This window comes from Adlercreutzia agrestimuris (assembly GCF_943193125.1).
GTDB lineage: Bacteria > Actinomycetota > Coriobacteriia > Coriobacteriales > Eggerthellaceae > Xiamenia > Xiamenia agrestimuris.
This window is the reverse complement of the sequence record NZ_CALPCX010000003.1, coordinates 84,034-107,271: the sequence shown is the minus strand read 5'-3', so window position 1 is coordinate 107,271 and position 23,238 is coordinate 84,034. Positions and strand designations below refer to the sequence as shown.

The 23,238-nt window shown below is 44.9% G+C and carries 23 protein-coding genes; 1 reads left to right on the top strand and 22 read right to left on the bottom strand.

What is annotated here, in order from left to right; translation table 11 throughout:
- Positions 1–38: 38 nt before the first annotated feature.
- From rpsO to lepA, 18 genes are all read right to left on the bottom strand, one after another.
- Positions 39–326 (bottom strand): 30S ribosomal protein S15, encoded by a 288-nt coding sequence (gene rpsO, locus NFR28_RS06075; protein WP_251178943.1) that lies wholly within the window; start codon positions 324–326, stop codon positions 39–41.
- A gap of 192 nt (positions 327–518) precedes the next feature.
- Entirely contained in the window at positions 519–1,676 is a 1,158-nt protein-coding gene (locus NFR28_RS06070) for a sensor histidine kinase (RefSeq protein ID WP_251178942.1), read from the bottom strand.
- 10 nt (positions 1,677–1,686) lie between these two features.
- Complete coding sequence (locus NFR28_RS06065) at positions 1,687–2,379, bottom strand: response regulator transcription factor (protein ID WP_251178941.1); 693 nt, start codon at positions 2,377–2,379, stop codon at positions 1,687–1,689.
- A gap of 164 nt (positions 2,380–2,543) precedes the next feature.
- Entirely contained in the window at positions 2,544–2,792 is a 249-nt protein-coding gene (locus NFR28_RS06060) for a TIGR03905 family TSCPD domain-containing protein (RefSeq protein WP_251178940.1), read from the bottom strand.
- A gap of 47 nt (positions 2,793–2,839) precedes the next feature.
- Positions 2,840–3,613 (bottom strand): DNA repair protein RecO, encoded by a 774-nt coding sequence (recO, locus tag NFR28_RS06055; protein ID WP_251178939.1) that lies wholly within the window; start codon positions 3,611–3,613, stop codon positions 2,840–2,842.
- Between the two features lie 8 nt (positions 3,614–3,621).
- Complete coding sequence (locus NFR28_RS06050) at positions 3,622–5,121, bottom strand: PASTA domain-containing protein (RefSeq protein ID WP_251178938.1); 1,500 nt, start codon at positions 5,119–5,121, stop codon at positions 3,622–3,624.
- Between the two features lie 47 nt (positions 5,122–5,168).
- A complete protein-coding gene (gene era / locus NFR28_RS06045) occupies positions 5,169–6,110 on the bottom strand; it encodes a GTPase Era (RefSeq protein WP_251178937.1) in 942 nt (313 codons plus the stop codon).
- A gap of 30 nt (positions 6,111–6,140) precedes the next feature.
- Complete coding sequence (locus NFR28_RS08875) at positions 6,141–6,584, bottom strand: diacylglycerol kinase family protein (protein WP_275556968.1); 444 nt, start codon at positions 6,582–6,584, stop codon at positions 6,141–6,143.
- Between the two features lie 15 nt (positions 6,585–6,599).
- Positions 6,600–7,058, bottom strand: a complete 459-nt coding sequence (ybeY, locus tag NFR28_RS06035; protein ID WP_251178935.1) for an rRNA maturation RNase YbeY — start codon at positions 7,056–7,058, stop codon at positions 6,600–6,602.
- A gap of 2 nt (positions 7,059–7,060) precedes the next feature.
- The gene (locus tag NFR28_RS06030; protein ID WP_251178934.1) at positions 7,061–8,017 is read right to left on the bottom strand and encodes a PhoH family protein; all 957 of its coding nucleotides are present in this window, start codon (positions 8,015–8,017) and stop codon (positions 7,061–7,063) included.
- 65 nt (positions 8,018–8,082) lie between these two features.
- Positions 8,083–9,306, bottom strand: a complete 1,224-nt coding sequence (locus NFR28_RS06025) for a MiaB/RimO family radical SAM methylthiotransferase (RefSeq protein ID WP_251178933.1) — start codon at positions 9,304–9,306, stop codon at positions 8,083–8,085.
- Positions 9,307–9,339: 33 nt separating this feature from the next.
- Positions 9,340–10,119, bottom strand: coding sequence for an RsmE family RNA methyltransferase (locus NFR28_RS06020; protein ID WP_251178932.1), 780 nt, complete (start codon positions 10,117–10,119; stop codon positions 9,340–9,342).
- Positions 10,120–10,127: 8 nt separating this feature from the next.
- A complete protein-coding gene (dnaJ, locus tag NFR28_RS06015) occupies positions 10,128–11,276 on the bottom strand; it encodes a molecular chaperone DnaJ (RefSeq protein WP_251178931.1) in 1,149 nt (382 codons plus the stop codon).
- A 20-nt stretch (positions 11,277–11,296) separates the two neighbouring features.
- Positions 11,297–12,313, bottom strand: a complete 1,017-nt coding sequence (hrcA, locus tag NFR28_RS06010) for a heat-inducible transcriptional repressor HrcA (RefSeq protein ID WP_251178930.1) — start codon at positions 12,311–12,313, stop codon at positions 11,297–11,299.
- Between the two features lie 177 nt (positions 12,314–12,490).
- Positions 12,491–13,612, bottom strand: a complete 1,122-nt coding sequence (gene hemW / locus NFR28_RS06005) for a radical SAM family heme chaperone HemW (protein ID WP_251178929.1) — start codon at positions 13,610–13,612, stop codon at positions 12,491–12,493.
- Positions 13,613–13,627: 15 nt separating this feature from the next.
- Positions 13,628–14,623, bottom strand: a complete 996-nt coding sequence (gene dusB / locus NFR28_RS06000) for a tRNA dihydrouridine synthase DusB (protein WP_251178928.1) — start codon at positions 14,621–14,623, stop codon at positions 13,628–13,630.
- Between the two features lie 8 nt (positions 14,624–14,631).
- Positions 14,632–14,829: a hypothetical protein gene (locus tag NFR28_RS05995; RefSeq protein ID WP_251178927.1), complete on the bottom strand. Its 198-nt coding sequence runs from the start codon at positions 14,827–14,829 to the stop codon at positions 14,632–14,634.
- 2 nt (positions 14,830–14,831) lie between these two features.
- Positions 14,832–16,634: a translation elongation factor 4 gene (gene lepA / locus NFR28_RS05990; RefSeq protein ID WP_251178926.1), complete on the bottom strand. Its 1,803-nt coding sequence runs from the start codon at positions 16,632–16,634 to the stop codon at positions 14,832–14,834.
- 356 nt (positions 16,635–16,990) lie between these two features.
- On the opposite strand from lepA, the gene rpsT reads away from it, so the two are divergent.
- Positions 16,991–17,533: a 30S ribosomal protein S20 gene (gene rpsT / locus NFR28_RS05985; protein ID WP_251178925.1), complete on the top strand. Its 543-nt coding sequence runs from the start codon at positions 16,991–16,993 to the stop codon at positions 17,531–17,533.
- 100 nt (positions 17,534–17,633) lie between these two features.
- Here rpsT and holA read toward each other — a convergent pair whose 3' ends face one another.
- From holA to thiI, 4 genes are all read right to left on the bottom strand, one after another.
- A complete protein-coding gene (gene holA, locus NFR28_RS05980) occupies positions 17,634–18,617 on the bottom strand; it encodes a DNA polymerase III subunit delta (RefSeq protein ID WP_251178924.1) in 984 nt (327 codons plus the stop codon).
- Positions 18,618–18,625: 8 nt separating this feature from the next.
- Positions 18,626–21,034, bottom strand: coding sequence for a DNA internalization-related competence protein ComEC/Rec2 (locus tag NFR28_RS05975; protein ID WP_251178923.1), 2,409 nt, complete (start codon positions 21,032–21,034; stop codon positions 18,626–18,628).
- A gap of 12 nt (positions 21,035–21,046) precedes the next feature.
- Positions 21,047–21,787 carry a ComEA family DNA-binding protein gene (locus tag NFR28_RS05970; RefSeq protein ID WP_251178922.1) on the bottom strand — a complete coding sequence of 247 codons (741 nt, stop codon included), beginning with the start codon at positions 21,785–21,787 and terminating at the stop codon, positions 21,047–21,049.
- Between the two features lie 221 nt (positions 21,788–22,008).
- Positions 22,009–23,235, bottom strand: a complete 1,227-nt coding sequence (gene thiI, locus NFR28_RS05965; protein ID WP_251178921.1) for a tRNA uracil 4-sulfurtransferase ThiI — start codon at positions 23,233–23,235, stop codon at positions 22,009–22,011.
- Positions 23,236–23,238 lie beyond the last annotated feature (3 nt).

The window sequence follows — 23,238 nt, the reverse complement described above, 5'->3', positions numbered from 1 at the left end:
CTAATGCGAAAAAGCCCGCATGCGCGGGCTTTTGTAACTTAGATGTTATCGCGAATACCAAGTTTCTTGATAAGTGCACGATACTCGTCAATGTCACGATTCTTGATGTACTTCAGAAGACCACGACGCTTACCAATAAGCATCATCAAACCGCGGCGGGTGTGATTGTCTTTCTTGTGCACCTTCAAGTGCTCAGTCAGATTGCGAATGCGCTCAGACAAAATTGCAACCTGTACCTCAGGGCTACCGGAGTCATGCTCGCTCTTACCAAACTCTTTCACCAATTCAGCCGTGCGCTCTGGGCTGATGCTGAGCTTATCTGCCATTGTTCCACCTTTCATGCAGGACAACCTGCAAACTTCCGAGCTCCTTATACAGAAGCGTCTCACCTTTTACGTTGTACTGAGTAGATATGTGGTGTCATACATACCAAGTAAAACGTAATCTGCTTTTAAGCAGCCTGTATATTCTATAGAGAATCTTCTACGAGAGCAAGAGCGCTCTTATCTAGTCATACTTTAACCACATTCAGTAAAATTATCTTGCGGTATCCAGAGGGTAAAAGTGGTAAGTCCTGCTTCACTCATAGCACAAATATCTCCCCCATGTGCCTGAATAATTTCTTTTGCAATAGCCAAACCCAAACCGGATCCACTGCTGCCTAGAGAGCTTCGAGCGGTATCTCCGCGATAAAAACGTTCGAAAATATGTTCAAGGTGTTCTGGAGCTATTTCATGACCTTGATTTTGTACCGTCACTTGCCACCAACAAGTATTCCTTACATCAATAACTCGAGAAGTTGTGAGAATAATTTCACTCTTTGGTTTCGCATACATCACAGCATTTTTAACCACGTTGTTTAAAGCTCGTGCAATTTGCGAAGCATCAGCGCTCACCTGAAGCTCATCAGGACCAACATAGCGAAACTCCACTGAGTTGTCTTCCGCTAAGGGATAAAGCCCGTCTATCACTTGGTTTACGAAAAGCACACCATCAAATATCGAGCGATCAAGAGGGATGTTTTGAATGTTGTAGCGTGTTATTTCAAAAAAATCAGAGAGGAGTGTTTCAAGACGATATGCCTTTTCAAGGGTAATTCCGACATATCGCGCACGAACCTCTGCTGGCAAATCAGGTGATTCTTCTAAAAGTGTAAGGTAGCCAATAATTGATGTTAAAGGTGTTTTTAAATCATGCGCTAGATATATAACGAGTTCATCTTTTCGCTGCTCTGCAGCCTTTGCTGCGCGTTCATTGTGTTCTGCATCTGCTTTAACCATAGACAATACTGCAGCAGTCTCTTCCATTTCCTTTGGCAAGACAATAGAAGAGGTATCATGAGAGACAATATCAATAATTGAACCAAACAATAAATCAAAACAAGAAAGCGCATGATTAATACCGCATCGGATAATGATAGCTAATCCAACCAAGAACCCAATGACTAACAAGAGATAACAGGCAAGTTGCACCATGCCAGCAACAACGTAATTGTCATCCGCCAATGCATAAGCTATACGCCATACCACCTCAGAAAGAGTTGCCCTATACACAAAAACAAGCACTGCGTATATAAAAGAAAATACACAAGCTGCAACAATAGTTCGCCAAAGAATAGAGCGTGAAAGTTTTTCAGTTTGCTGCTTTCTTATGGGATCTAAATAATTATCGTCCACAAGATTCTCCCTATCCAAGCTTATATCCAACGCCCCATACCGTCTCAATGAATTCTTGGGAAGAATCTATAGCAGCTAACTTTTTTCTTATATGGCGAATATGCACCATAACCGTATTGTTGCTTTGCGCATTTGCATCTTCATTCCACACCTGCTCATAAAGCGCGTGTGATGCAACCGGTCGACCACTCTCTTGCATCAGCTGAGCAAGAATATCAAATTCTATTGGGGTTAATAATACCGGCTGATCAAATAGCGTAACAGTATGAGCACGCTTGTCTAGCACAATACCAAGCGCCTCAAGCGGAGCATCGGGTGAGGAAACCTCTAAAGCAACGGTGCGCCTTAGGCGAGCTTTGACTCGGGCAATAAGTTCACGAGGTTTAAATGGCTTGACGATATAATCATCAGCACCCAGCTCAAATCCGACAACCTTGTCAACTTCTTCATCTTTTGCACTCAAAAAGACTATGGGGACATCAGAGTGTTTGCGAAGCTGTCGACAGCAGTCAAAACCATCAATACCAGGCATCATAATGTCTAAAAGCACCAGATCAAACGATTGCTGCTGAGAAGCTTTCAACAAATCCTTTGCAAGGTAGAAAGTTGAAACTTCCCAGCCATTTTCCAATAACAATTGACTAACCAAATTTGCAATTGCCTGATCATCATCACAAACAGCAATATGCCCAAACGACTCCACGGACTTCTCCTATAGCATCATACAATTTATCACACAGAAGCATTCTACCTACGAAACAGCCATGCGTTGTTCATTGCATAACCCTTTAAGAAAATCATAAGGACAACAAACAGGGGTAATCCGAAATAGTCACATTAACAACCATCCGGATTTCGACGAGACATTTAAAGCTGACTTTGCGCTTCTTTGAGTGCGCGGGTCAATTGATCAGCGCAGGAAGTCTGTCTTGAACCACAAGTATTTCCCTCAAGGATTTCAACAATTTCGTCAACTGGCTTACCTGTGCACAGTTTTGAAATTGCCTTAAGGTTGCCATCGCAACCACCTTCAAAAGAAATGTGTGTTGCCACGCCATCATTAACATCGACAGTAATAGAGCGTGAACACACTCCTTTAGTTTTGTAGGTATACATCTCTATCTCCTCTCAAACACCTCTTAAGCCTACCAAAAACTCTCTTCCTAAAAGATCTGAGTGGTAAACAAAAAGTTTAGTGCCTTTAATTTGATGCCTATATGAGTCAAAATCCAACTCTGACAAACCCGAGCAACCGCAAAAGCTTCAGCTTGATCTATTGGCGTATCTGCAATTTGCTCAAACGTAGACATAAGCAAATAGTGGCACCATTGAAGTGTTACACGTGACACATGAATGCTCTCTACCTCTGCCACGCATGAAGAACAAACAACTCCCCCATCAAGTATGGCAAGATCACAAAATGGTTGATTATGCACCTCATCAGATAAGACAGGCAATCCGCATAAAACACAGGAGTCAAAAGTTGGTTTAAAGCCACACAAGCTTATAACCTTTAGAACGTGTGCATCCATTACAGCAATTACTTGATCAGGAGTGCACTGACCAAGGCATTCGAATGCCTTTTGCGAGAGCGGGAAAAGGCGATCATGCTCAAGACCCACATGCGTAACCTTCTCTAAAAGCTCAGCCATAACCGAAGCACAAGTAGTTCGCTCAAGTGAGGTGCGTATGTTTTCATTGCTGTTGACAATACGCACCTCTTTAATAATATCGAGGCTCTTGCCTTGAACAATCAAGAGATCTACGCAAGAGTAGAGCTCCAATCGTGCAGCAAAGGATCCTGGTTTTCGAGCGCCTTTAGCAACCGCACGAACTTGCGCTCCATTTTCAGCTAAGAGCGCCAAAATCAAATCGCTTTCACCAAGCTTGGTCTTCTTTAATACTATGCCACGGCATCTGTAAGTTGGCGAAGCCACATACTTCCTTAGTTTTGCTGAGCCGATATGGTCTTAGTATAGTTGTCAGGTGTCCACTCGATGATGCCAGAAATGGTGCGCGATTCACCGGTAATAGTTTCACCATCAGGTGCGGTATAGGTGAGATAACCTGTAATCACAAATGAAGTTTTATCATCACCTTGATATGCAACATCATCAACCGACTGCACAACATAGTGGGCGGTATCCACATCTAAGGGTTCACCACTTGCAGCAAGACCTTCAAGCCAAGAACGCGTAAGCTGCTCTAGCTCAATAGCACGTGATTTTGAAACATTAATAGTAACTGTCTCGCCAGAGGCAAGCTTCGTTTGCGCTTCAGGATCAGAGCTTAATACGGTTCCGTCTTCTGCGTTTTCGTCATAGGTATACGTTACCGAAACCATGTATCCATCAACTTCAAGTTCTTGTGTAGCATCAGCCGCAGCCATACCCACCACATCAGGTACAGTAAATGGCTCAGCGATAGTTAAGGTAATTGCATCAGTTGAGAGTGCGCGAGCATCAGGCTCGGGCGACATTGACAAAACGAGACCCTCATGAGCATTTGAGCGCTCAGATGCAAACTCTATATTTTCAAAGCCGTCTTCTTTGAGCTTTGCAACTGCCTCATCACGTGCAAGTCCTGCAACGTCTGGAAGATAACGAGCCGTTGAAATGTACATGGTGATATTGAGATTGCCTTCTTCGCGTGACCCTGCCCCTGGATCGGTTCTCAAAACAAGACCCTCAGCCTCATCAGAAGGCTCAGTAGCAATGTTGTAGGCAAATCCTTTTGAGTCCAACACATACTCTGCATCTGATTGCGTCATACCAACCACATCAGGCACACTCTTGCCACCCCACATCTCCATCTGATGCGTAATAGCAAGCGCTAATACAACTGCAAGTGCCAATACAACAACAATAATTGCGCCAATTTTGCCCTTTTTGCTCTTCTTTTGAGAGACGTCCGGTGCTTTATACTCACGTTGTTTAACTTGAGTTTCATCAATGCGCGGCATTTCAACGGTATCACCGCTACGCCAAGCCGGCGGCTGAGGCGGCATATAACTAGAATCTACCAGACACTCATCTAATCCCGATAAATCTCTCGTATGTGGCTGCTTAGCTTTAACCGGTATAAATGCTGTGAGGTCAGCATCGTTATAAGCAGCTGAATTTTCCTCATTGTTGTTTTCGGATTCAGTCGTTTTCTGGCCCAGCACTTCGTCTTCGTCCGCATTATCATTTTCAGGAGCAACACTATTGCTTTCAATACTGTCTTCCTCCTCAAAATGAGCTTGCTTTTCTTCTGTGGCATTGTCTTGCACATCACAAGCTTCATCGCAAGATGATTCGGCAGACGTCTCTTCGTCAAGATTTAAAACATCAAACGTTTGCGTCGCATCAAGTGCGCTCGCATTGTCTTGCGGAAGCGGCAATCCACATTCATTACAGTATTTTGCGCCAGGACGATTTTCCGTATGGCATTGCGGGCAAATCATGCAACTATCTCCTTGTCAATATGAGTTCACCCTATTGTAGCTGATAACTAGGCGCCTTCGCCATAACCGAAGCGACGGATCTGATTTGCATCACGACGCCAATTCTTTTTAACCTTAACGCGTAGATCCAAAAAAACTTTACAACCCAAAAGCTGTTCAAGATCTTGACGCGCTTCTGTTCCTATGCGCTTGAGAAGTGCACCTTGTTTACCAATAATGATACCTTTTTGACTATCGCGCTCCACATAGACAATCGCATATATCCGATAAAGATCCTTTTTTCGTATGTATTCCATCTCTTCAACTTGCACACCGATAGCATGAGGCACCTCATCGGTACAAGTGCGAAGGATCTTTTCTCGAATAAACTCAGCAACAATTACTTCAATGGGTTGATCTGTTTGCATATCATCTGGGAACCATTTCGGTCCATAAGGAAGCAGAAATACAACCTCTTCAAGAAATGCATCAAGGTTTTTGCCGGTCACCGAAGAAAGTCCAACCATAGCATCCCACGAACAAAGACGCTCTGCAGCTCTTCGCTGTTTATCTAGTTGCTCCGGCGAAACGAGATCCACCTTGGACAGAACACAGAGTTTCTTTGCAGATATATGGTCAAGTTGCTCAGCTACCCACACATCCCCTTTGCCTACCTCAGCTGAAGCATCAATAAGCATGGCAACCACATCGACATCTTCCAGTGCTTTAAGCGCTGAAGTATTAAGCTCTTCACCTAAGACATCATGGGGCTTGTGAAGACCAGGAGTATCAATGATGACAAGCTGATAGTCCTCTTTCGTCAAAACAGCACGAAAACGATGTCGTGTCGTTTGCGCAGTATCAGAAGTGATAGCAATCTTTTGACCCATAAGAGCGTTTAAAAGTGTTGATTTTCCCGCATTTGGACGCCCTATAAGCGTCACAAAGCCTGATTTAAAATCATCAGGCTCAGGTTGATAAGCAGTATGTAATAAATAATCTAAATCCATTGAGGGTCCTTCAAAAAGCGTAAAACGTGATCATATTAATGCTAAGACATGCGGAGCAAAAATAATAAAGCCAACAGCCACTGCACCAAGTGCACATACAAGCACCGCACCAGCGGCACAATCTTTGGTATGCTTCGCCAATTCATGATACTCAGGCGAAACTAAATCCACCAATGACTCCAATGCGGTATTCACGCACTCAGCACCAATCACGAGCGCACAACTCAGCACAATTGCCAGCCAAGATGATGCCTCAATTTGAAAGCCAACACCTAATAGCACCACGGCAACCAAGACAACAAGATGGATCTTCATATTCCGTTGCGTTTTGAGAGCATACAAAAAACCAGCTGCAGCACACCCAAATGCACACTTTAAAGAAAAAGAACTCTTTTGGCTTTTTGAACGTGAATTTCGTACAAAATGCGAAGAAAAATCTTCTTTTGGTTGTGGTGGATTCTCTTGAGGATTCATATGCCGCGACGCTTTCTAGCGGTTTGACCAAGCAGATAAGATCTGTGCTTCGCGACCTTCCATAACCTCAGCATCCGCATCCTCAATATGATCATAGCCGCATAAATGCAAAAGACCATGAACAAGCAAAAGGCTGATCTCTTCTTCAAATGTCGTTCCGAATTCATATGATTGTCGTATTGCAACTTCAGGCGCAATCACAACATCACCGAGCTCAAAAACCTCATCATTTAGCACAGGAATCTCTGAATCATCTTGAACGCCATCGCATTCAAAAGACAACACATCAGTAGGTCCTTCTTTTTGACGATACTTCTCATTGAGCTGAGCAATTACCTCGTCGGTAACAAAACTTACTGAAACCTCAGTATTCTCTGGTTGAGATTCTTGAGAGAGAACAAACTGGGTCAGCTCGTAAATGGGCAACCGCTCTAAATCTTCTTTGTGTGTCTCATAGGTTACTAAAATGTCCATAATTACCCTTTCGCCACCGCGCGATCATATGCCGCAACAATGGCAGCCACCAATGAATGTCGAACGACATCTTTTCCGCTAAACTCACAAAAAGCTATGTCATGTACCCCTGACAAGATATCACGGACACCTTTTAAACCAGAAATCCCATGGGGTAAATCAAGCTGTGTTATGTCTCCTGTAATGACCATTTTTGAACCAAAACCGAGACGCGTTAAAAACATCTTAAGCTGCTCAGGAGTAGTGTTTTGTGCTTCATCTAAAATAATAAAACTGTCGTTAAGTGTACGTCCCCGCATGAAAGCGAGCGGCGCAATCTCAATAATGCCACTTTCAATGAGCTGATTTGCGCGCTCCATGTCAGTCATATCAAAGAGAGCGTCATAGAGCGGTCGAATATATGGATCAATCTTTTCCGTGAGTGTTCCAGGCAAAAAGCCAAGACTCTCTCCTGCTTCTACCACAGGACGCGTAAGGATAATGCGACCAACCTCTTTACGCTTAAGTGCAGCAACGGCCATTGCCATAGCAAGATAGGTTTTTCCTGTACCAGCTGGACCAATGCCAAATGTGATCGTGTTATCGCGAATAGCATCTACATATGCTTTTTGGCCTGCTGTTTTTGGGCGTATTGCACGTCCTCGATAGGTTAAAAGAATATCTTCGCGAAGGGTTTGAGGTGAAAACTCAGCCGTACGCAACAAATCAATTGCATGACGAACATAATCTGAATTTGGCACCTCTCCTGCCTCTACCACCTTAATCAGGTCGGAAAAAAGCGCCGTAAGAGATTGAACCTCTAGAGGATCTCCTTCAAGAATTATTGAATTTCCTCGTATGGTGATGCGCGCATGAAACATATCTTGAATAATATGCAAAAGCTCATCAGCATGACCAACAATAAGCGCCATGTTGACGCTATCAGGAACAGTGAGTGTTATCTGTGTCTTATCTGTCATGAAGAAATTGTATCACGTGCCTTATGTAATCCCCTTCATTTGATACAGGGTTTTTACCAACCACACTACTCATCAATTTCATCAGCAAGTGATACATATACCAACTTACCGCTTACATACTCTCGTTTAAGGGCAACTTCATGGTAGCTCTCAGTCATGCCGATTCCACCTTCTTCAATCAGCACCCACTCTGAACCATTTAAACGACGCTTAAAATCTTCTTGACGAAGCTGTTGTGCAATATCTCTTAATTGCGCTGCTCGAACTGCTTTTACTTCAGGATCAATTTGATCTAAACGCTGAGCTGCAGGAGTTCCTTCACGCTTTGAATAGGGAAATACATGAATTTTTGAGAAACGACATACGCGCGCCAATTCACAGGTCTCTTCAAACTCTTGATCCGTTTCACCTGGAAAACCAACAATGATGTCAGTAGAAAGCGATAACTGCGGCACACGCGCATAGAGTTTCTCAACCAAAGCAGCAAAATATGCAGCGTCGTAAGGTCGCGCCATCTCCTTGAGTACCTTAGAACTTCCTGATTGAAGCGGAAGATGCAGATGCCGGCAAATTCGTCCCTGCGAAGAAGCTAATAGATCGATAAATGCTTCATCAACGTCTTTAGGTTCAATACTTGAGACACGAAAGCGAACGGGAGGTTCGTCATCATTGTGTATATCCTTTGTTTCATCAAGCAAGAGATGAAGCAATCCAGCAAGTGTTAAAGGGGACGTTGTATCAAAAGTATCATCGTAATAGGAACCAAGATTAATTCCTGTTAGGACAATCTCTTTAACACCAGCTTCAGCAAGCGCCTTGCACTCACGCACTATATGGTTAGCGGATATGCTTGTTGCTCGACCTCGCGCCACATGAACAATACAATAAGTGCACGCATTATTACACCCATCTTGTACTTTCACTCCAACGCGTGTCCGAAACCCCTTGTTGGCAAGCCACACATTGTTTTGCTGCTGAAGCAGTTCAAAAAGACGCGACTTTTCAACAACTTCTACTCGTTTGTCCATAGAACTAAAGGTCTCGGCATGAAGAGCTGCAGCGCATCCTGTAACAATGACACGAGCTTGAGGAGCACGTGTGAGTGCCTGTCGAGTTGTTTTACGCGTTTTCTTTTCAGCTTCACCAGTAACGGTACAAGTATTAATGATGACAAGTTCTGCTTCAGCAAGTTCACTTGCCTGATGCCCCTGCGCTAGTAATGCTGCAGCGAATGAATCAGATTCAACTTTGTTGACCTTGCAGCCCAGATTAATAATGCAAAATTTCATGAAGCACGTCTCCAATTAAGCATAACCTTGATATCAACGACGCAACTCATGTAAAACAAGCGCTGGTGCCACTACGCCGGCGGTTTCAGTGCGCAGAATAGTGGGGCCAAGTGTAACTAATGAAGCATACTTATTTGCAGCCAAAAGTTCATCGACTTCGGCTTGTGTTAATCCTCCCTCAGGTCCAACAACGACCACAACGCGAGCATCTTGAGCGCTTGTCTTATTTGCTATTAAGGCATCATTTAGTGCACGAGCAAGTTTTGCCGTGCCAGGTGCTTCTTCCCAGCAAATCAATACGGCATGAGCGTTTTTTATCAGCTCACTAACCTCATGAATCCCAAGCGGTTGAGCAATTTCAGGAATATATCTACGCCCTGATTGCATAGCAGCACTTTTTGCTATTGCCTCCCAGCGTTTTTGCTTTGCTTGTGCCTTTTTGCCATCAAGTTTAACGATTGCACGTTCGCACGCAAAAGGGATAAAAGCACTGACCCCAACTTCTGTAGCATGGCGAATAATTGATTCCATTTTGTCGCCCTTAGCAAGCCCTTGGACAAGCACGACAACTGGCTCATCAATACACTCATCTAAATGCTGAGCGATCCTTACTGTGGGATAGCCTGCATCAAAAGACACAATCTCACATTCAAAATAGTCATTTTGAGCATCTACTACCGCAATATGTTCCTTTGGGCTAAGACGCAAAACACGCGCATGCTTAAGATCATCCTCGTCAAGGCGCAAGACAAACTCTTCACACTGCTCAGCTGAAATAATTTGCTTAGTGAGATAGAAGTGTGGAAGTGACATACATGCCCCTATTGATTAAAGACATCTTTGAGCTTTTGGAGGGGAGAACGCACGTCTGCTACCTCTTCTCCCATCTCTTCAGCTAACTCTTCTAATAGCTCCCGCTGTTTTTTGGAAAGCTTCTTGGGGATAACCACATTGACATGGACATACATATCTCCGCGCCCATCGCTTCTAAACTTCGGCATACCAAAACCTTTTACGCGAATAACCTCATCATTTTGGCATCCTTCAGGAATATGTACACTTACTTTTTCATCAGGCAATATACCATCAAGCTCAATGTCTGCACCAAGAGCAGCTTGGACCATAGATACATTGGCGCGCGCATGCAGCGCGTCTCCTTCGCGCTTAAAAAACTCATGTGGTTGAATGCGGCAGGTTACAATCAAATCTCCTGCACGTGCGCCACGCAAACCAGCCTCACCAAAGCCTGAAATACGCAACTGCTGACCATCTTTTATTCCTGCAGGAACCTCAACGGTAACATGTTGCCTATCAGGCACTCTACCTTGGCCTTCGCATTCAGGACAAGGGTTCTCAATAACCTTACCGCCGCCCCCACACTCTGGACAAGTTGTAGCTGTTTGCATGTCTCCCAAGAAGGTACGCTGCACCGTAACAACACGACCTTGTCCATTACACTTCGGACACGTAACCTCTTTGCCATCCTCGGCTAAACCACTGCCGCCACAATCCGGACACGGAGAAAGTCTATCGTAGACAATTTCTTTATCAACACCACGAGCAATCTCTTCAAGCGTTAACCGAAGGCCAACGCCCATATCTCTGCCTTCGGTTCGCATTTGCGTACGACCGGTATTGCCCATTCCGCCAAAAAACGAGCTAAAGATATCACCCATACCGCCGAAACCGCCGCCAAAGAGATCTTCAAAGTCAACGTAGCCACTGCCGCCATATCCTCCGCCAGCTGAAGCAGCCCCTGGTATTGTGCCAAACCTATCGTATTGTGCGCGCTTTTGCGAATCAGACAAAACATCGTATGCTTCATTAAGCTCTTTGAACTGATCTTCTGCATCTTCGGCTTTATTCACATCAGGATGCAGCTCACGTGCATGACGACGAAACGCCTTCTTGATTTCATCTTCACTTGCATTTCGGTCTACACCTAATACTGCGTATAAATCTTTAGCCATGAATTATTTTCCTTCTACCTTTATTCATCAAGAGCTGACGTTGCAAGTTTTACCGCTTTTATCACACGCGAATAATCCATACGAGTCGGTCCAACAACCGCCACAACGCCCATCGCATCGCCACGTCCATAAGTGCCAGCAACCACTGAGACCCCCGCAAGTTGCTCCGATGCGTTTTCTCTTCCAATGCGCACTACAGGAGCTCCGTTGCTCTCCTCAAGGGTGTCATCAAGAATTTGAAGCAACACCGTATCATCTTCAAGCATCTCCATAACTGGCAAAAGTGAGCTTGCTTGACTAAACTCGGGTTGATGCAAAAGCGAAGTTACCCCGAGACTGTGTGCGCGTCCTTGTTCGCCCTCCTGCAAACATGCAAGCACCTCATCAAGAGCAATCCGCACAATGGGATCACGAAATGCCTCAGCCATGCCAACGCTGAGTCCGCTTTCTATCTCTTGAAGCGATTTACCGGTAAAAACATCATTTAAGAAATGCTGAACGCATGATAATTCTTCTGCAGTTACTTCTTCAGCAAACTCTATATGCCGATTCAGTACCTGGCCGTCTTCAGTTACCAAAACAACAAGCGCATGAAACGCAGACAAAGAAACTAACGTCAACTGTTTTATGCGCAACTTCAAGATTGAAGGCGCCATGACGATACTTAAGCAATCAGTCAGACGAGTTAGCGCCGATGAAGTGTTTTCTAATAAGGTATCTAATTCGTTTGCACATGAACGGAGATTTTCTGCAACGTTTTGGTATCGCACATCATTGAGCTCAGCAGCAAAATCAGTCTGCAGCAAGTTATCCACAAACGCACGATACCCATGATCAGTTGGAATACGCCCTGCAGAGGTATGTGGCTGAGTAATATAGCCGCCATCTTCAAGTACAGAAAGCTCATTGCGAACAGTTGCAGGACTCACACCAAGTTGGTAGCGCTCCGTTAGTGTTCTTGATCCAACAGGTAAAGCACGTGCAACATACTCTTCGATAAGTGCCGCAAGAACTTTTTGCCGCCTATCTGAAAGCATGAGACATCCCCTTCTTAATACCTGAAATACAAATATAACTCTATTGAGAATTCATTTTAGCAGCCTCACTGCTAGAGTGCTAATCATATGCATAAAACATATGCTTCTCACATACTTGTCTTTTAGAATGGTTGTGTTTTACGCGGTCAACCTCGCGTTTTACTTCGATCTTATCTCTTAGAAATCACCAGGTGCAAGATCAAGAATTTCACCATAGAGCTCATTTCCGCATAACCATCCCATCTCAGTGGGCTTCCAAGCGCTGTTGCTATGCTCGATAAAACCGCGGCGAACAAGGGATGTCAAAGTCTCGGTAAGTTTTGGCAACTCTCTTGCGGCTTGTTCAACTAACCCATCTGAAACGCCTGCACTCATGCGCATTCCAAGCATGATATCTTCAGCAAACATCTGCGCTCTGTTCAGGTCATCTGTAACCTGCCCATCCTGTATTCGCATGCGTCGCGAATCATTTTGTGTCATAGTAGCTGCCGAAACACCAAGTCCCAGATATGGCACACCAGTCCAATATGCGCAATTGTGCTTACACGCATAACCCGGTTTCGCATAACTTGCCACTTCATAACGCTCAAAACCGTGCTCTTGCAAAAGCCTCTCTGCTATTTGCATATGGTGCGCCTGCACATCATCGTCAGTATCTGCAAGTTTGCCTCGTATGAGCTGCTGGTAAAACGGCGTGTTTTGTTCAATGGTAAGCGGATAAATGCTTATATGGGAAACCCCTAAATCCAAAGCTCTTTCAACGCTTGATTTAAAAGATTCATCACTTTGACCAGGAATTCCCGCCATAAGGTCAATACTGATATTATCAAATCGCTCTTGGGCGCAAATTATTGCGCGTTCAGCATCTTGTGCGCTATGGGCTCTTCCTAAAAGGGCGAGTATGTCATCATCAAAGCTTTGTACACCCAGTGACAATCTATTCACACCAAGCGCCCATATATCGCGTATGAGGTGCTCATTTACGCTTTCTGGATTAGCCTCCATACTGCATTCTACGTCTGGTTCAAGACGAAGTGATAACGAAAGCGTATACAACAGCATAGACAAACGAGATAATCCAATATAGCTTGGCGTCCCGCCACCAAGATAAATAGTTTCTATGTGCCCCAGCTCACCTTCTTTTGCCTTTTGCCTTATTTGAAGAACAAGCTGTTCGATATATTCATCAATAACCGGTGAATCCGCCTCAATTGCTTGAGTGGCAAAATCGCAATAGTTGCACCGTTTCACACAAAACGGAATATGAAGATACAACGCGCGATACGGCTCATGCGGCATAAGAAAATCTCCTCTTTAACGATGCGGATGCTCAAGCGCATACAAGGCAAGCTCATCAAAAACTCTATCGAAATCTTCTACGGTTACACAACTATTGATTCGTCCACGTGCAACTGAAGCACCAGGTAGGCCCGCGAGATACCACATAGCATGCTTGCGCATACGAACAACATTTTTGCCTTCACGCTGAGCAAGAAGACGTGCATGGCGTTTTGCGCATGCCAATCGCTCATCAAGTGTAGGCGCGTCGGGAAGCGGCCTATCATCAAGAGCAGCGCGAATCTGAGCGAATAACCAGGGATTTCCGCACGCCGCACGTGCAATCATCAATGCATCGCAACCTGTTTGTTCAAGCATAGCAAGTGCATCGTCAGCAGATGTAATATCGCCATTTCCTACTACAGGAATATCAACACAATCTTTCACACGAGCAATAGTTTCCCACTCAGCACTTCCCTGATACATCTGCTCGGCAAATCTTCCATGAACGGTAATGGCAGCCGCTCCAGCTCGTTGCATATCACGCGCAAACTCTGGTGCAGTTTCTTTACCCTGATAATACCCACGACGAAATTTAACTGTGACCGGATGCTCTACCGCAGATGCCACCGCCTCAACAATATGAGATGCCAATAAAGGATCTTTCATAAGAGCCGATCCATCGCCTTTTGTCACAATTTTGCGCGCAGGACAACCCATGTTGATATCAAGATAAGCAAGCGAAGAACCGAGCGTTTGTTCAACCCAAGCAGCCTGGTCTGCAAGCGTTTGTGGCTCATGACCAAAAAGCTGCACCCCTACACGTGTTTCACCTGGAGCAAGATCTAGTAAGTGACGCGTTTTTTCATTGGCATACGAAAGACCCTTGGCACTCACCATTTCAGTAAAAGCAAGATCTGCACCCTGTTCAACACAGAGAGAACGAAACGCAATATCACTTACGCCAGCCATCGGAGCCAAAATCACTCGATAGGAACCAAAGAGCCCTCCGCCCTTCATCACGCTGGTCATGAGCGCTCCTACAATGCCGCTAAACTAGCAAGCATCAATACTAATCCCGCCAAAATAGCAATCACTACAAAGCAACCGACAATAAGCATGACTTTTGCAAATGATGATGATTTTTGCTGAGCACTCTCTTTGGCAATTTTCTTTTCGTCAAACGGATCATTAAGCCAATCATAGGATTCTTTATCAAATTTAGCTCTTGGTGCCATGATTATTCGTCAACCTTCAAAATAGCCATGAATGCCTCTTGGGGTACTTCAACATTTCCTATGCTCTTCATACGCTTTTTACCAGCTTTTTGCTTCTCAAGCAGCTTACGCTTACGTGAAATATCGCCTCCGTAGCACTTAGCCAAAACATCTTTTCTCTTGGCTTTTACCGTTTGACGCGCTAAAACTCGACCACCTATAGCCGCTTGAATAGGAACTTCAAACATCTGACGAGGAATAATCTCTTTGAGTTTGTCACATAATACGCGTCCGCGGTCATACGCCTTATCTCTATGAACAATGAACGAAAGTGCGTCAATAGGCTTTCCAGAGAGTAAGATATCAAGCTTCACTAGTTTTGACGGCTTATACCCATCGAATTCATAATCAAGCGAAGCGTAGCCCTTTGTATTTGATTTCAGCTTGTCAAAGTAATCCATAATCAACTCCGACAAGGGAATCTCCCAAAGCATTTCAACAGTAGTGGGTGAAAGATAGTTCATTGTCACAAAGGTGCCGCGACGCTGAACGGTAAGATCCATTACCGCACCAACATAATCAGGAGGAATGAGAATTTTTGCCTTCAAGTACGGTTCTTCCACACGCTCAATTTCACCAGGATCAGGCATCTCTTGAGGCGAATGGAGTGAAATCATCTCTCCGTTGGTTTTGTAGATATGATACTCAACCGACGGGGCTGTAGCTAAGAGATCAAGTCCGAACTCTCGCTCGAGGCGTTCTTTGATGACCTCCATATGCAAAAGACCCAAAAATCCGACACGAAAGCCAAAGCCTAATGCATGTGATGTTTCAGGTTCCCAAATAAGTGCCGGATCGTTAAGCGAGAGCTTCTCAAGCGCTTCTTTTAACGGCTCATACTGATCTCCATCAATAGGAAAGAGCCCCGTAAAAACCATCGGCTTTACTTCACGATACCCAGGAAGTGGCTCATTAACACCTCCCACAGCACTGGTGATTGTGTCACCAACCTTTACTTGGCTTACATCTTTCAGCCCTGTGACAAGATATCCTACTTCGCCCACAGAAAGTGATGGCAACGGAGTTTCTGCTGGTCTACGAGCACCTACTTCTTCTACTAAAGCCTCTGCATTGGTGGCAAGCATGCGAATCTTGTCGCCCTTTTTCATAGAACCATCAACAACGCGAACCAGCGCAACAACACCTCGGTAGGCATCAAAATATGAATCGAAGATTAGCGCGCGCAAGGGTGCATCAGCATCTCCCTGAGGAGCTGGAATATTATAAACAACCGCCTCTAACATATCATGCACACCAACGCCTGTTTTTCCTGAAGCCAATACAGCATCATCAGCAGGCAATGCAAGACCATCTTCAATTTCTGCGCGAACGCAATCCGGCTCAGCTGCAGGCAAGTCAATTTTATTGATGAGTGGAATAATCTCAAGGTTTGCATTCATGGCTAACATAGCATTTGCAACTGTTTGAGCTTCCACACCTTGCGTTGCGTCAACCACCAACACAGCACCTTCGCATGCTGCAAGCGAGCGCGAAACTTCATAAGTAAAGTCCACATGACCAGGCGTATCAATCAAATTCAGTTGATACACTTCCCCGTCATCAGCCGTATACTCCACACGAACAGCCTGGCTTTTAATAGTAATACCACGTTCTCGTTCGATATCCATAGAATCAAGCAGCTGCTCTTGCATATCGCGCGAAGCCACGGTTCCTGTCATTTCAAGAACGCGGTCAGACAATGTGGACTTACCATGGTCAATATGAGCAATGATTGAAAAATTACGAATATGTGTTGGGTCGGTCATACCTTATCTTTCATGAAATTCCTGCACAAAATGCGCTTTCTTATATGTTTTAACGAAATTATCGCACACAGATATAAAATCTTTTGTTATTCTATCGCATTGTGTATCCGACGGAACGGACGTGCAATGGATTTCCATTGCCGAATCGGCAGACGTGGCTGCAATATACGATTCGAATCGTCGGACAACCTTAGAGGTTATAAGGCAAAAAATCCCGCTGCCTTTTATGCGCATCTATCAGGCGCTTTACTGATAGATCTTTGCGCACATGCCTTTATTGTTGTCTGTATGTGCGTCAATTCCTCCTGATACCTTTAACAAGAGTTATATCGTTTTTAGTATGGAGGATCTTCACCATGGCAAATATCAAGAGCCAAAAGAAGCGCATCATCACCAACGAAAAAGCACGTATGCGCAATCGTGCAGTTAAATCAGAACTCAAAACTGCAACTCGTCGTGTAAAGGACGCCGTTGCTGCAGGTGACGGCGCTGCCGCATTCGCATTTGCTCAAGAGGCTTGCCGCCTTATGGACAAGGCTGCTTCTAAAGGTGTTATTCACAAGAAACAAGCTGCTAACCGCAAGAGTGGCATCATGCTTCTTGTAAATTCTGTAGCTACTGACGCAGATCGCGCTGCTTATCAGAAGGCAGAGAAGAAGGCTCAAAAGACCGGCTCTAAGAAGGCTGAAGCTCGTGCAGCTCGCGTTGCCGCTATGGCTGCTGCTTCTGAAGAGAAGGCAAAGCGTCGCGAAAAGCAACTGAAGGAAGAAGAAAAGGCTGCTGCTCGCAAAGCTAAGGAAGCTGAAGAGGCTGCCAAAGCTGAAGCTGAGGCCGCTGCTGCAGCTGCTGCTGAAGAAGAGGCTGGTGCCGAGGAAGGCGCAGAAGAAGCTGCTGAATAAGCTGCTGAAACGCAATTACATTATTTCGTGCGATCCGTTCGCATATCAAGTAAGAAAAGACCTCGTTTTCGAGGTCTTTTCTTTGCATTTGCATAACGAGTTACCTACGGATAGACCGAAGTACCCATTCCACAAAGATACCGTCTTCGTCTCCCCCGCTTTTCATGCGACGCTCAGCATCCATCGCGTGCACAAGCGCTCCTCGCAGTTCTTCTGCTGTAAAATTACGGGCCCATAGAGCATGGTTTTTAACGCGCCAATCAGGAAGCCCAAGGGTTGCAGGCAATGCTTGAATCATTGACCGATCAGCAAGAGACTTAGCGCAAATAAGTTCACGTAGTCTGGTGGTACACATGGCAAGCAAAGCATGTGACGAAGTAGACTCCATTTGTGTTAGACACAACATACACTTGCGAACATTACGCGCCGCAAAAGCATCAACAAATTCCCAAGGCTTGACCTCAACGGTGCGACTCACCATCTCAAGTACTTCATTTTCATTAACAGGATCAAGACCACGATGCGCAAGTGCGAGCTTTTTCAACTCGTTATCAAGATAAACGGTATCTTCTCCAACACGCCTAATAAGCAACTCAGCCGCGCCATCAGTAATGGTGACACCATGGCCTTGAGCGAGCTCTCGCACCAGTTTAGGTAACTCCCATCGTTTTGGTGGCGTACAATCAATTATGGCAGTGGGAGCAAGTGCACTCACGGCTTTATAGAGTCGAGTATTCTTCGGCAGTTTTTCGGCCATGAGAATCAATACCGTTGTAGAAGATGGAGCACTAAGATAGGAAACTATTGCCTCGGCATCTTCCTTTTTGAGTTTCTCGGCATTTTCAACTTCTACCAGACGCATATCACTTACAAAAGGCATGGTTTTGCAAGCACTCACAATATCTAAACCTTTGGCGGTTTGACCATCAAAGGTATCAGAATTAAACGCAAGATCACCCATTGCCTCAAGCCGTTTACGCAACCTCGTCATCACGCGATCGCGCTTCAACGCGTCTTCCCCAACCACCAAATAAGCGGACAAAAGAGGAGTTTCTTTTTTTGATTGTTTCGATTGCGCAGCCATAATCTCACTTAGTTTTGTGTAGTTATCATCATTGTTTCGCCTACTATCTTACACGATACCGCACCATCTTGATCAGATCGAAACACACTCACCCCATCTTCTTCAAGGATGTTAATAATCTCTTCCCGAGGATGTCCATAAATATTGTGCGATCCTACGCCAATAAGCGCTACTTGAGGCGAAAGTTCTTCAACGACATCTGAGGTAAGGGCGCGAGCTGAACCATGATGTCCAACTTTTAACAGATCAACTTTTCCTATTCTGTCAGCGTCAATCAATTGCTTTAAAACATCAGCCTCTGCATCTCCGGTAAAGAGGGCTCTCAATTCTGGTATAGCATCATGGTTGGCATCAAGTACAACGTCCAAACAAATACTGTCGGCATTTCCTCCTTCATCGCTAAATTGAGATGGCCAGATAACTTCGCAAACAAACTCACCAATTACTATTTTATTTCCCTGTGATAGAGATACCACGTTATCTTTTCCAGCAACCAACCGGGCACTATCCAAAAGCTCTTTGCAGTTATCGCATGAACATGATTTCACTCCTTCAGCAAGCAAGACCTGATCAATTTCAACATAACCTGCAAGAGATTCAAGACAGCCCATATGATCATCATCCCCGTGAGTAATCAAAACAGCATCAAGCTTAGTAAGGTGGTTTTTAGCGATGGCCTCTTTGAGAAGGGTTTCTTGATTTCCTGTATCAATCAACAGAGTGACACCAGAAGAACGAAGTAAAAATGCGTCACCTTGCCCCACGTCAAGCATGACTATCTCATCGCCAGCCATCTTTGAGGCAAGGGTTGGAAGCACAAGCGTCATGCCAAGCCACCAGCTCACCAAAAGCACGCCTACACAAGCAATGCTTTTAGCTGAAGGCTGAGGCCACCAAAACCACAACCCAGCCATGAATACTCCTGTAACAAAAAGCATCTCCACCACAGGAACATCAATAGCAATGCATCCTCCAGGTATATAAGATAAGCCAACCACAAGACTTCCGAAAAGCGCACATAAGCTTTGCGCCCCAGACAAGGCAATTGGAGCGAGAACTGGAAATACCAAACCCACAATCAAGCAAATCATGCAAATTGTGCACAGCGGTGCAAAGAGTGGACTCACGATGATATTCGACAACACACCAATGAGAGGAATTTGGGCGAAAAGCCCTGCTGCAAGAGGCAGCGTTGCCATGTTGGCTGCCGCGCAGACACTAAGCACATCAATCAACAACACAAACCGCCCCCTCAAAGCAAATTCAAACCAACTTCTGCATAGAGGCGAAAAAACAAGAATCCCCAATGTTGCCAAAACCGAAAGAGCAAATGAAACCGATAATGCAGATGAAGGAGAGCACACAAGAGCACCGATAACACAAATACCTAATGCCTGAAGGGGTACGGCCCGTCGTGCAGCAAAGAAAGAGCATATAGCAATGCTTGCTATAACAGCTGCACGAATTACTGAAGGCGATGATCCCGAAAAGACGACATAGATTGCCATGAGTGCAATTTGTATAACCACAGAGCAAACACGCGGAAGAGCAATTCGTTTAAGAATTAACGAGAAAATGGACACTATTACGCTCAAATGAGCTCCCGAGACCGCAAGAACATGCGCAAGTCCTGTAGTTTTAAAAGCCTGATTAACCTCCTCGGATACATTGTTTCGCCAACCGCATAAAAGAGCTGTGCAAATCCCAGCACCATCCGAAACCTCCTGAAAGATCTCAGATTCTGCCCCTTTGCAGTCATTGTCTGCATTCGTATATAAAAGAGCTTTTATCGCTTTAACTCTAATTGAGGTAATAACTCCAAGAACACCTTGCGGCTCTGCGGATACATAACTTGAGCACTTGGCGCGACCAACAATACCTCGCTGAAGTGCATAGATGCGACTTTGTTCAGGTGTTTTTGAAAAACAAGCATATGCCTCAAATCTCTCTCCAAACGACGGGGGTTTTACATCTTGTGGCAAATACACTTGCACACGAGGCGCTCCCTCTACATCCATCACACGAGCTACGCACTGCGCACCATAGTCAGAAATCTTTCCATCTTCGACCACTTCAAATACGTGGATACCATCAGTTTGAGCAAGTACAGTTTCACCTTGCCATAAAGCCTGAGCCCCTACGCAAGCTACAAGCAATCCAAGTCCCATACCAGCAAGAATGCTGCCGAAATGCAGCGATAGACTACATGCTAGAGCTAAACCAGCCACTACAATCAAAAGTCCCCCGACTACCAAAAACGGCACAATATGCGACATATGAAACAAAAGCATCAAAGCACTTGCGCTAACCACCCACATGCCAATTGCCATGAGAAACAATGGGGTTGGCAGAGTTCGAACTACGTCATTTTTGCTAACTAATGATTCATGCGACTGTCGCTTCTTAAACATGGGCATACGCGCTCATTTTCACGAGACCGTTATGATGTCAGCAAGCGCTTCATATTTTTTCTCACCTATTCCGGAAACATTTTTAAGATCTTCAGGGGAAGCAAACCTTCCTTGCTGTTCGCGATAAGTGATTATTTTTTGAGCAGTAGCCGCACCTATTCCTGGTAATGTCTCAAGAAGAGCTTGATCAGCGGTATTAATATTTACTTTTGCCTGTGGGGCTTGCGTGCGAGAAGCGCTGCCCCCATCATGCATGGAAGGTGAGGAAGCCTGAGATAAACCTGCTTGTACTTCCTCTATGCTATACACCACAACCTGCTCCCCGTCCTGCAATAACCTTGCGCGATTAATTGCATCTGGTGCAGCCTGTTCAGTTACCCCTCCTGCAGCCATAAGCGCATCATCCACACGTGATGATTCACTGAGCCAATACACTCCAGGATTAACAACACAACCCTCTACGTGTACGCAAATCTTTTTGTCAGTTTCTGTTTTGGCATTGTTTGACGGCGCGTCTTCAGTAGCTCCATCTGTTTCAGCTGATTCTTCCGGCATAGATCTTTCCTGTTCAGCAGGAACATCGGATGAATCCTCATGATCAACAACTATGACCCCACTTGAATTGACAAAGATCCCGCTCATGAGTAGCACACCAGCTACGAGAACGCTTACAAGAATTATCCCAACAAGAAGAAGTCGTTTTGGACTATGCATATGTAACTTAGTTAAAGGCGAGTCTACGCTTTCTTGAAAACTCATAAACAATGCTCCTTTCAAACAAGAAAGGAGCATGACAAAGACAAAATTCAGTTTTTACACGAGGCTTATATTTCTTTTGAATCTTTTGGCAAACCTCTCACGCATGTTTTACACGTGGTTTAAATGCGTTAACAGTTCAATCTCGTACGGATCTCATACGCAATTCTTAAAGCGGTTTCAATCTTTCGCTTGAACGCTCAACATGAGCTTCATGCTCTCGGTTATGCTTTGGGTTCCTTTGAAATCTTTTTCGGATGATATGCAGGGCATGCGTAATCTTTGATTTCCGCAATTTGTGCTAATTCTGATACCCACTGATCAAGAGGTAGGTTTTCTTCTGCAGCATACACATCCGCCAGTTTTGCGTGTGTCTCAGGATTTCGCGGCATAAACAGCGTACAACAATCAGGTGCATCTTGCGAAGAAATTGCAAATGATCCAAGTGACTCTGCATCAGCAATAATATCAAGCTTATCCGACCCGATAAGCGGACGAAGGACCATCAAATCAACCGCATCGTTGGTGCACGTCAAATTATCAAGCGTCTGCGATGCAACCTGACCAAGGCTTTCACCTGTGACAAGCGCCTGCGCACCTTCGCGATATGCCAGCTGTTGAGCCACACGAAACATAACGCGACGATAGATAATTACACGAAGTGCTGGAGGTACAGCGAGAGCTATTTCTCGCTGAACGTCACCAAAAGGCACCGTATAGATGCGAGCAACACATCCTGTCAGCTCTAGAACGTGGCCGATTTCATCAACCAAATACTCAGAGGTATCAGCTGTTTGTGGTCTACCTGAAAAGTGAACACCTATACACACAGCGCCACGACGCGCCATCTTCCACAATGCCACGGGCGAATCAATTCCAGAAGAAAGAAGGCAGACTACTTTTCCTGAACTACCAACTGGAAGACCACCTACACCGCGCTCAGAAAAAGCATAGATGTAAGTGGCGTTTTGTACTACTTCAACACCAACAACAACATCAGGATGCTTCATGCGGACAATTTTTTCAGGGAAAGCTTCACATAAAGAGGCGCCAACAATTTGATTCATATCCATTGAACCGGTGGCAAAATCAGTGTGATTGCGCCTTGCTGCAACCTTAAAGGTAGTAAAATCGCCAGCTTCACGAAGTGCAATCTGAGCCACTTCGCACATGACATCTAAATCTCGTTCACATTTGTAACCACAAGATACTCGCGCTACGCCAGGAACTCTCCCTATAACGCGCGCACATTCCTGCGCTACCTCCCAAGAAGTACCTTCTCGGAGAAATATGCACAGTCTACCAGCAATACGATGAATAGTTACAACGGGAAAACTAACAAGCAGCGCCTCAAGGTTTTTCTGAAGGCGCCGCTCAAAGGTAGCTCTGTTATGACCCTTTAACCCAATCTCATGATAATGGGCAAGGCAAATACGTTGATATTCGCTCACGAA

Excerpts from the sequence above, each read along its gene's own strand:
- NFR28_RS06020 (WP_251178932.1), bottom strand. The coding sequence starts at position 10,119 with ATGTCACTTCCACACTTCTATCTCACTAAGCAAATTATTTCAGCTGAG.
- dnaJ (WP_251178931.1), bottom strand. The coding sequence starts at position 11,276 with ATGGCTAAAGATTTATACGCAGTATTAGGTGTAGACCGAAATGCAAGT.
- NFR28_RS06050 (WP_251178938.1), bottom strand. The coding sequence starts at position 5,121 with ATGATTTGCCCGCAATGCCATACGGAAAATCGTCCTGGCGCAAAATAC.
- rpsT (WP_251178925.1), top strand. The coding sequence starts at position 16,991 with ATGGCAAATATCAAGAGCCAAAAGAAGCGCATCATCACCAACGAAAAA.
- NFR28_RS08875 (WP_275556968.1), bottom strand. The coding sequence starts at position 6,584 with ATGAATCCTCAAGAGAATCCACCACAACCAAAAGAAGATTTTTCTTCG.
- hemW (WP_251178929.1), bottom strand. The coding sequence starts at position 13,612 with ATGCCGCATGAGCCGTATCGCGCGTTGTATCTTCATATTCCGTTTTGT.
- hrcA (WP_251178930.1), bottom strand. The coding sequence starts at position 12,313 with ATGCTTTCAGATAGGCGGCAAAAAGTTCTTGCGGCACTTATCGAAGAG.
- dusB (WP_251178928.1), bottom strand. The coding sequence starts at position 14,623 with ATGACCAGCGTGATGAAGGGCGGAGGGCTCTTTGGTTCCTATCGAGTG.
- NFR28_RS05975 (WP_251178923.1), bottom strand. The coding sequence starts at position 21,034 with ATGCCCATGTTTAAGAAGCGACAGTCGCATGAATCATTAGTTAGCAAA.
- rpsO (WP_251178943.1), bottom strand. The coding sequence starts at position 326 with ATGGCAGATAAGCTCAGCATCAGCCCAGAGCGCACGGCTGAATTGGTG.
- NFR28_RS06060 (WP_251178940.1), bottom strand. The coding sequence starts at position 2,792 with ATGTATACCTACAAAACTAAAGGAGTGTGTTCACGCTCTATTACTGTC.
- NFR28_RS05995 (WP_251178927.1), bottom strand. The coding sequence starts at position 14,829 with ATGGCACCAAGAGCTAAATTTGATAAAGAATCCTATGATTGGCTTAAT.
- NFR28_RS06025 (WP_251178933.1), bottom strand. The coding sequence starts at position 9,306 with ATGAAATTTTGCATTATTAATCTGGGCTGCAAGGTCAACAAAGTTGAA.
- era (WP_251178937.1), bottom strand. The coding sequence starts at position 6,110 with ATGGATTTAGATTATTTATTACATACTGCTTATCAACCTGAGCCTGAT.
- lepA (WP_251178926.1), bottom strand. The coding sequence starts at position 16,634 with ATGACCGACCCAACACATATTCGTAATTTTTCAATCATTGCTCATATT.
- NFR28_RS05970 (WP_251178922.1), bottom strand. The coding sequence starts at position 21,787 with ATGAGTTTTCAAGAAAGCGTAGACTCGCCTTTAACTAAGTTACATATG.
- holA (WP_251178924.1), bottom strand. The coding sequence starts at position 18,617 with ATGGCTGCGCAATCGAAACAATCAAAAAAAGAAACTCCTCTTTTGTCC.
- ybeY (WP_251178935.1), bottom strand. The coding sequence starts at position 7,058 with ATGGACATTTTAGTAACCTATGAGACACACAAAGAAGATTTAGAGCGG.
- NFR28_RS06030 (WP_251178934.1), bottom strand. The coding sequence starts at position 8,017 with ATGACAGATAAGACACAGATAACACTCACTGTTCCTGATAGCGTCAAC.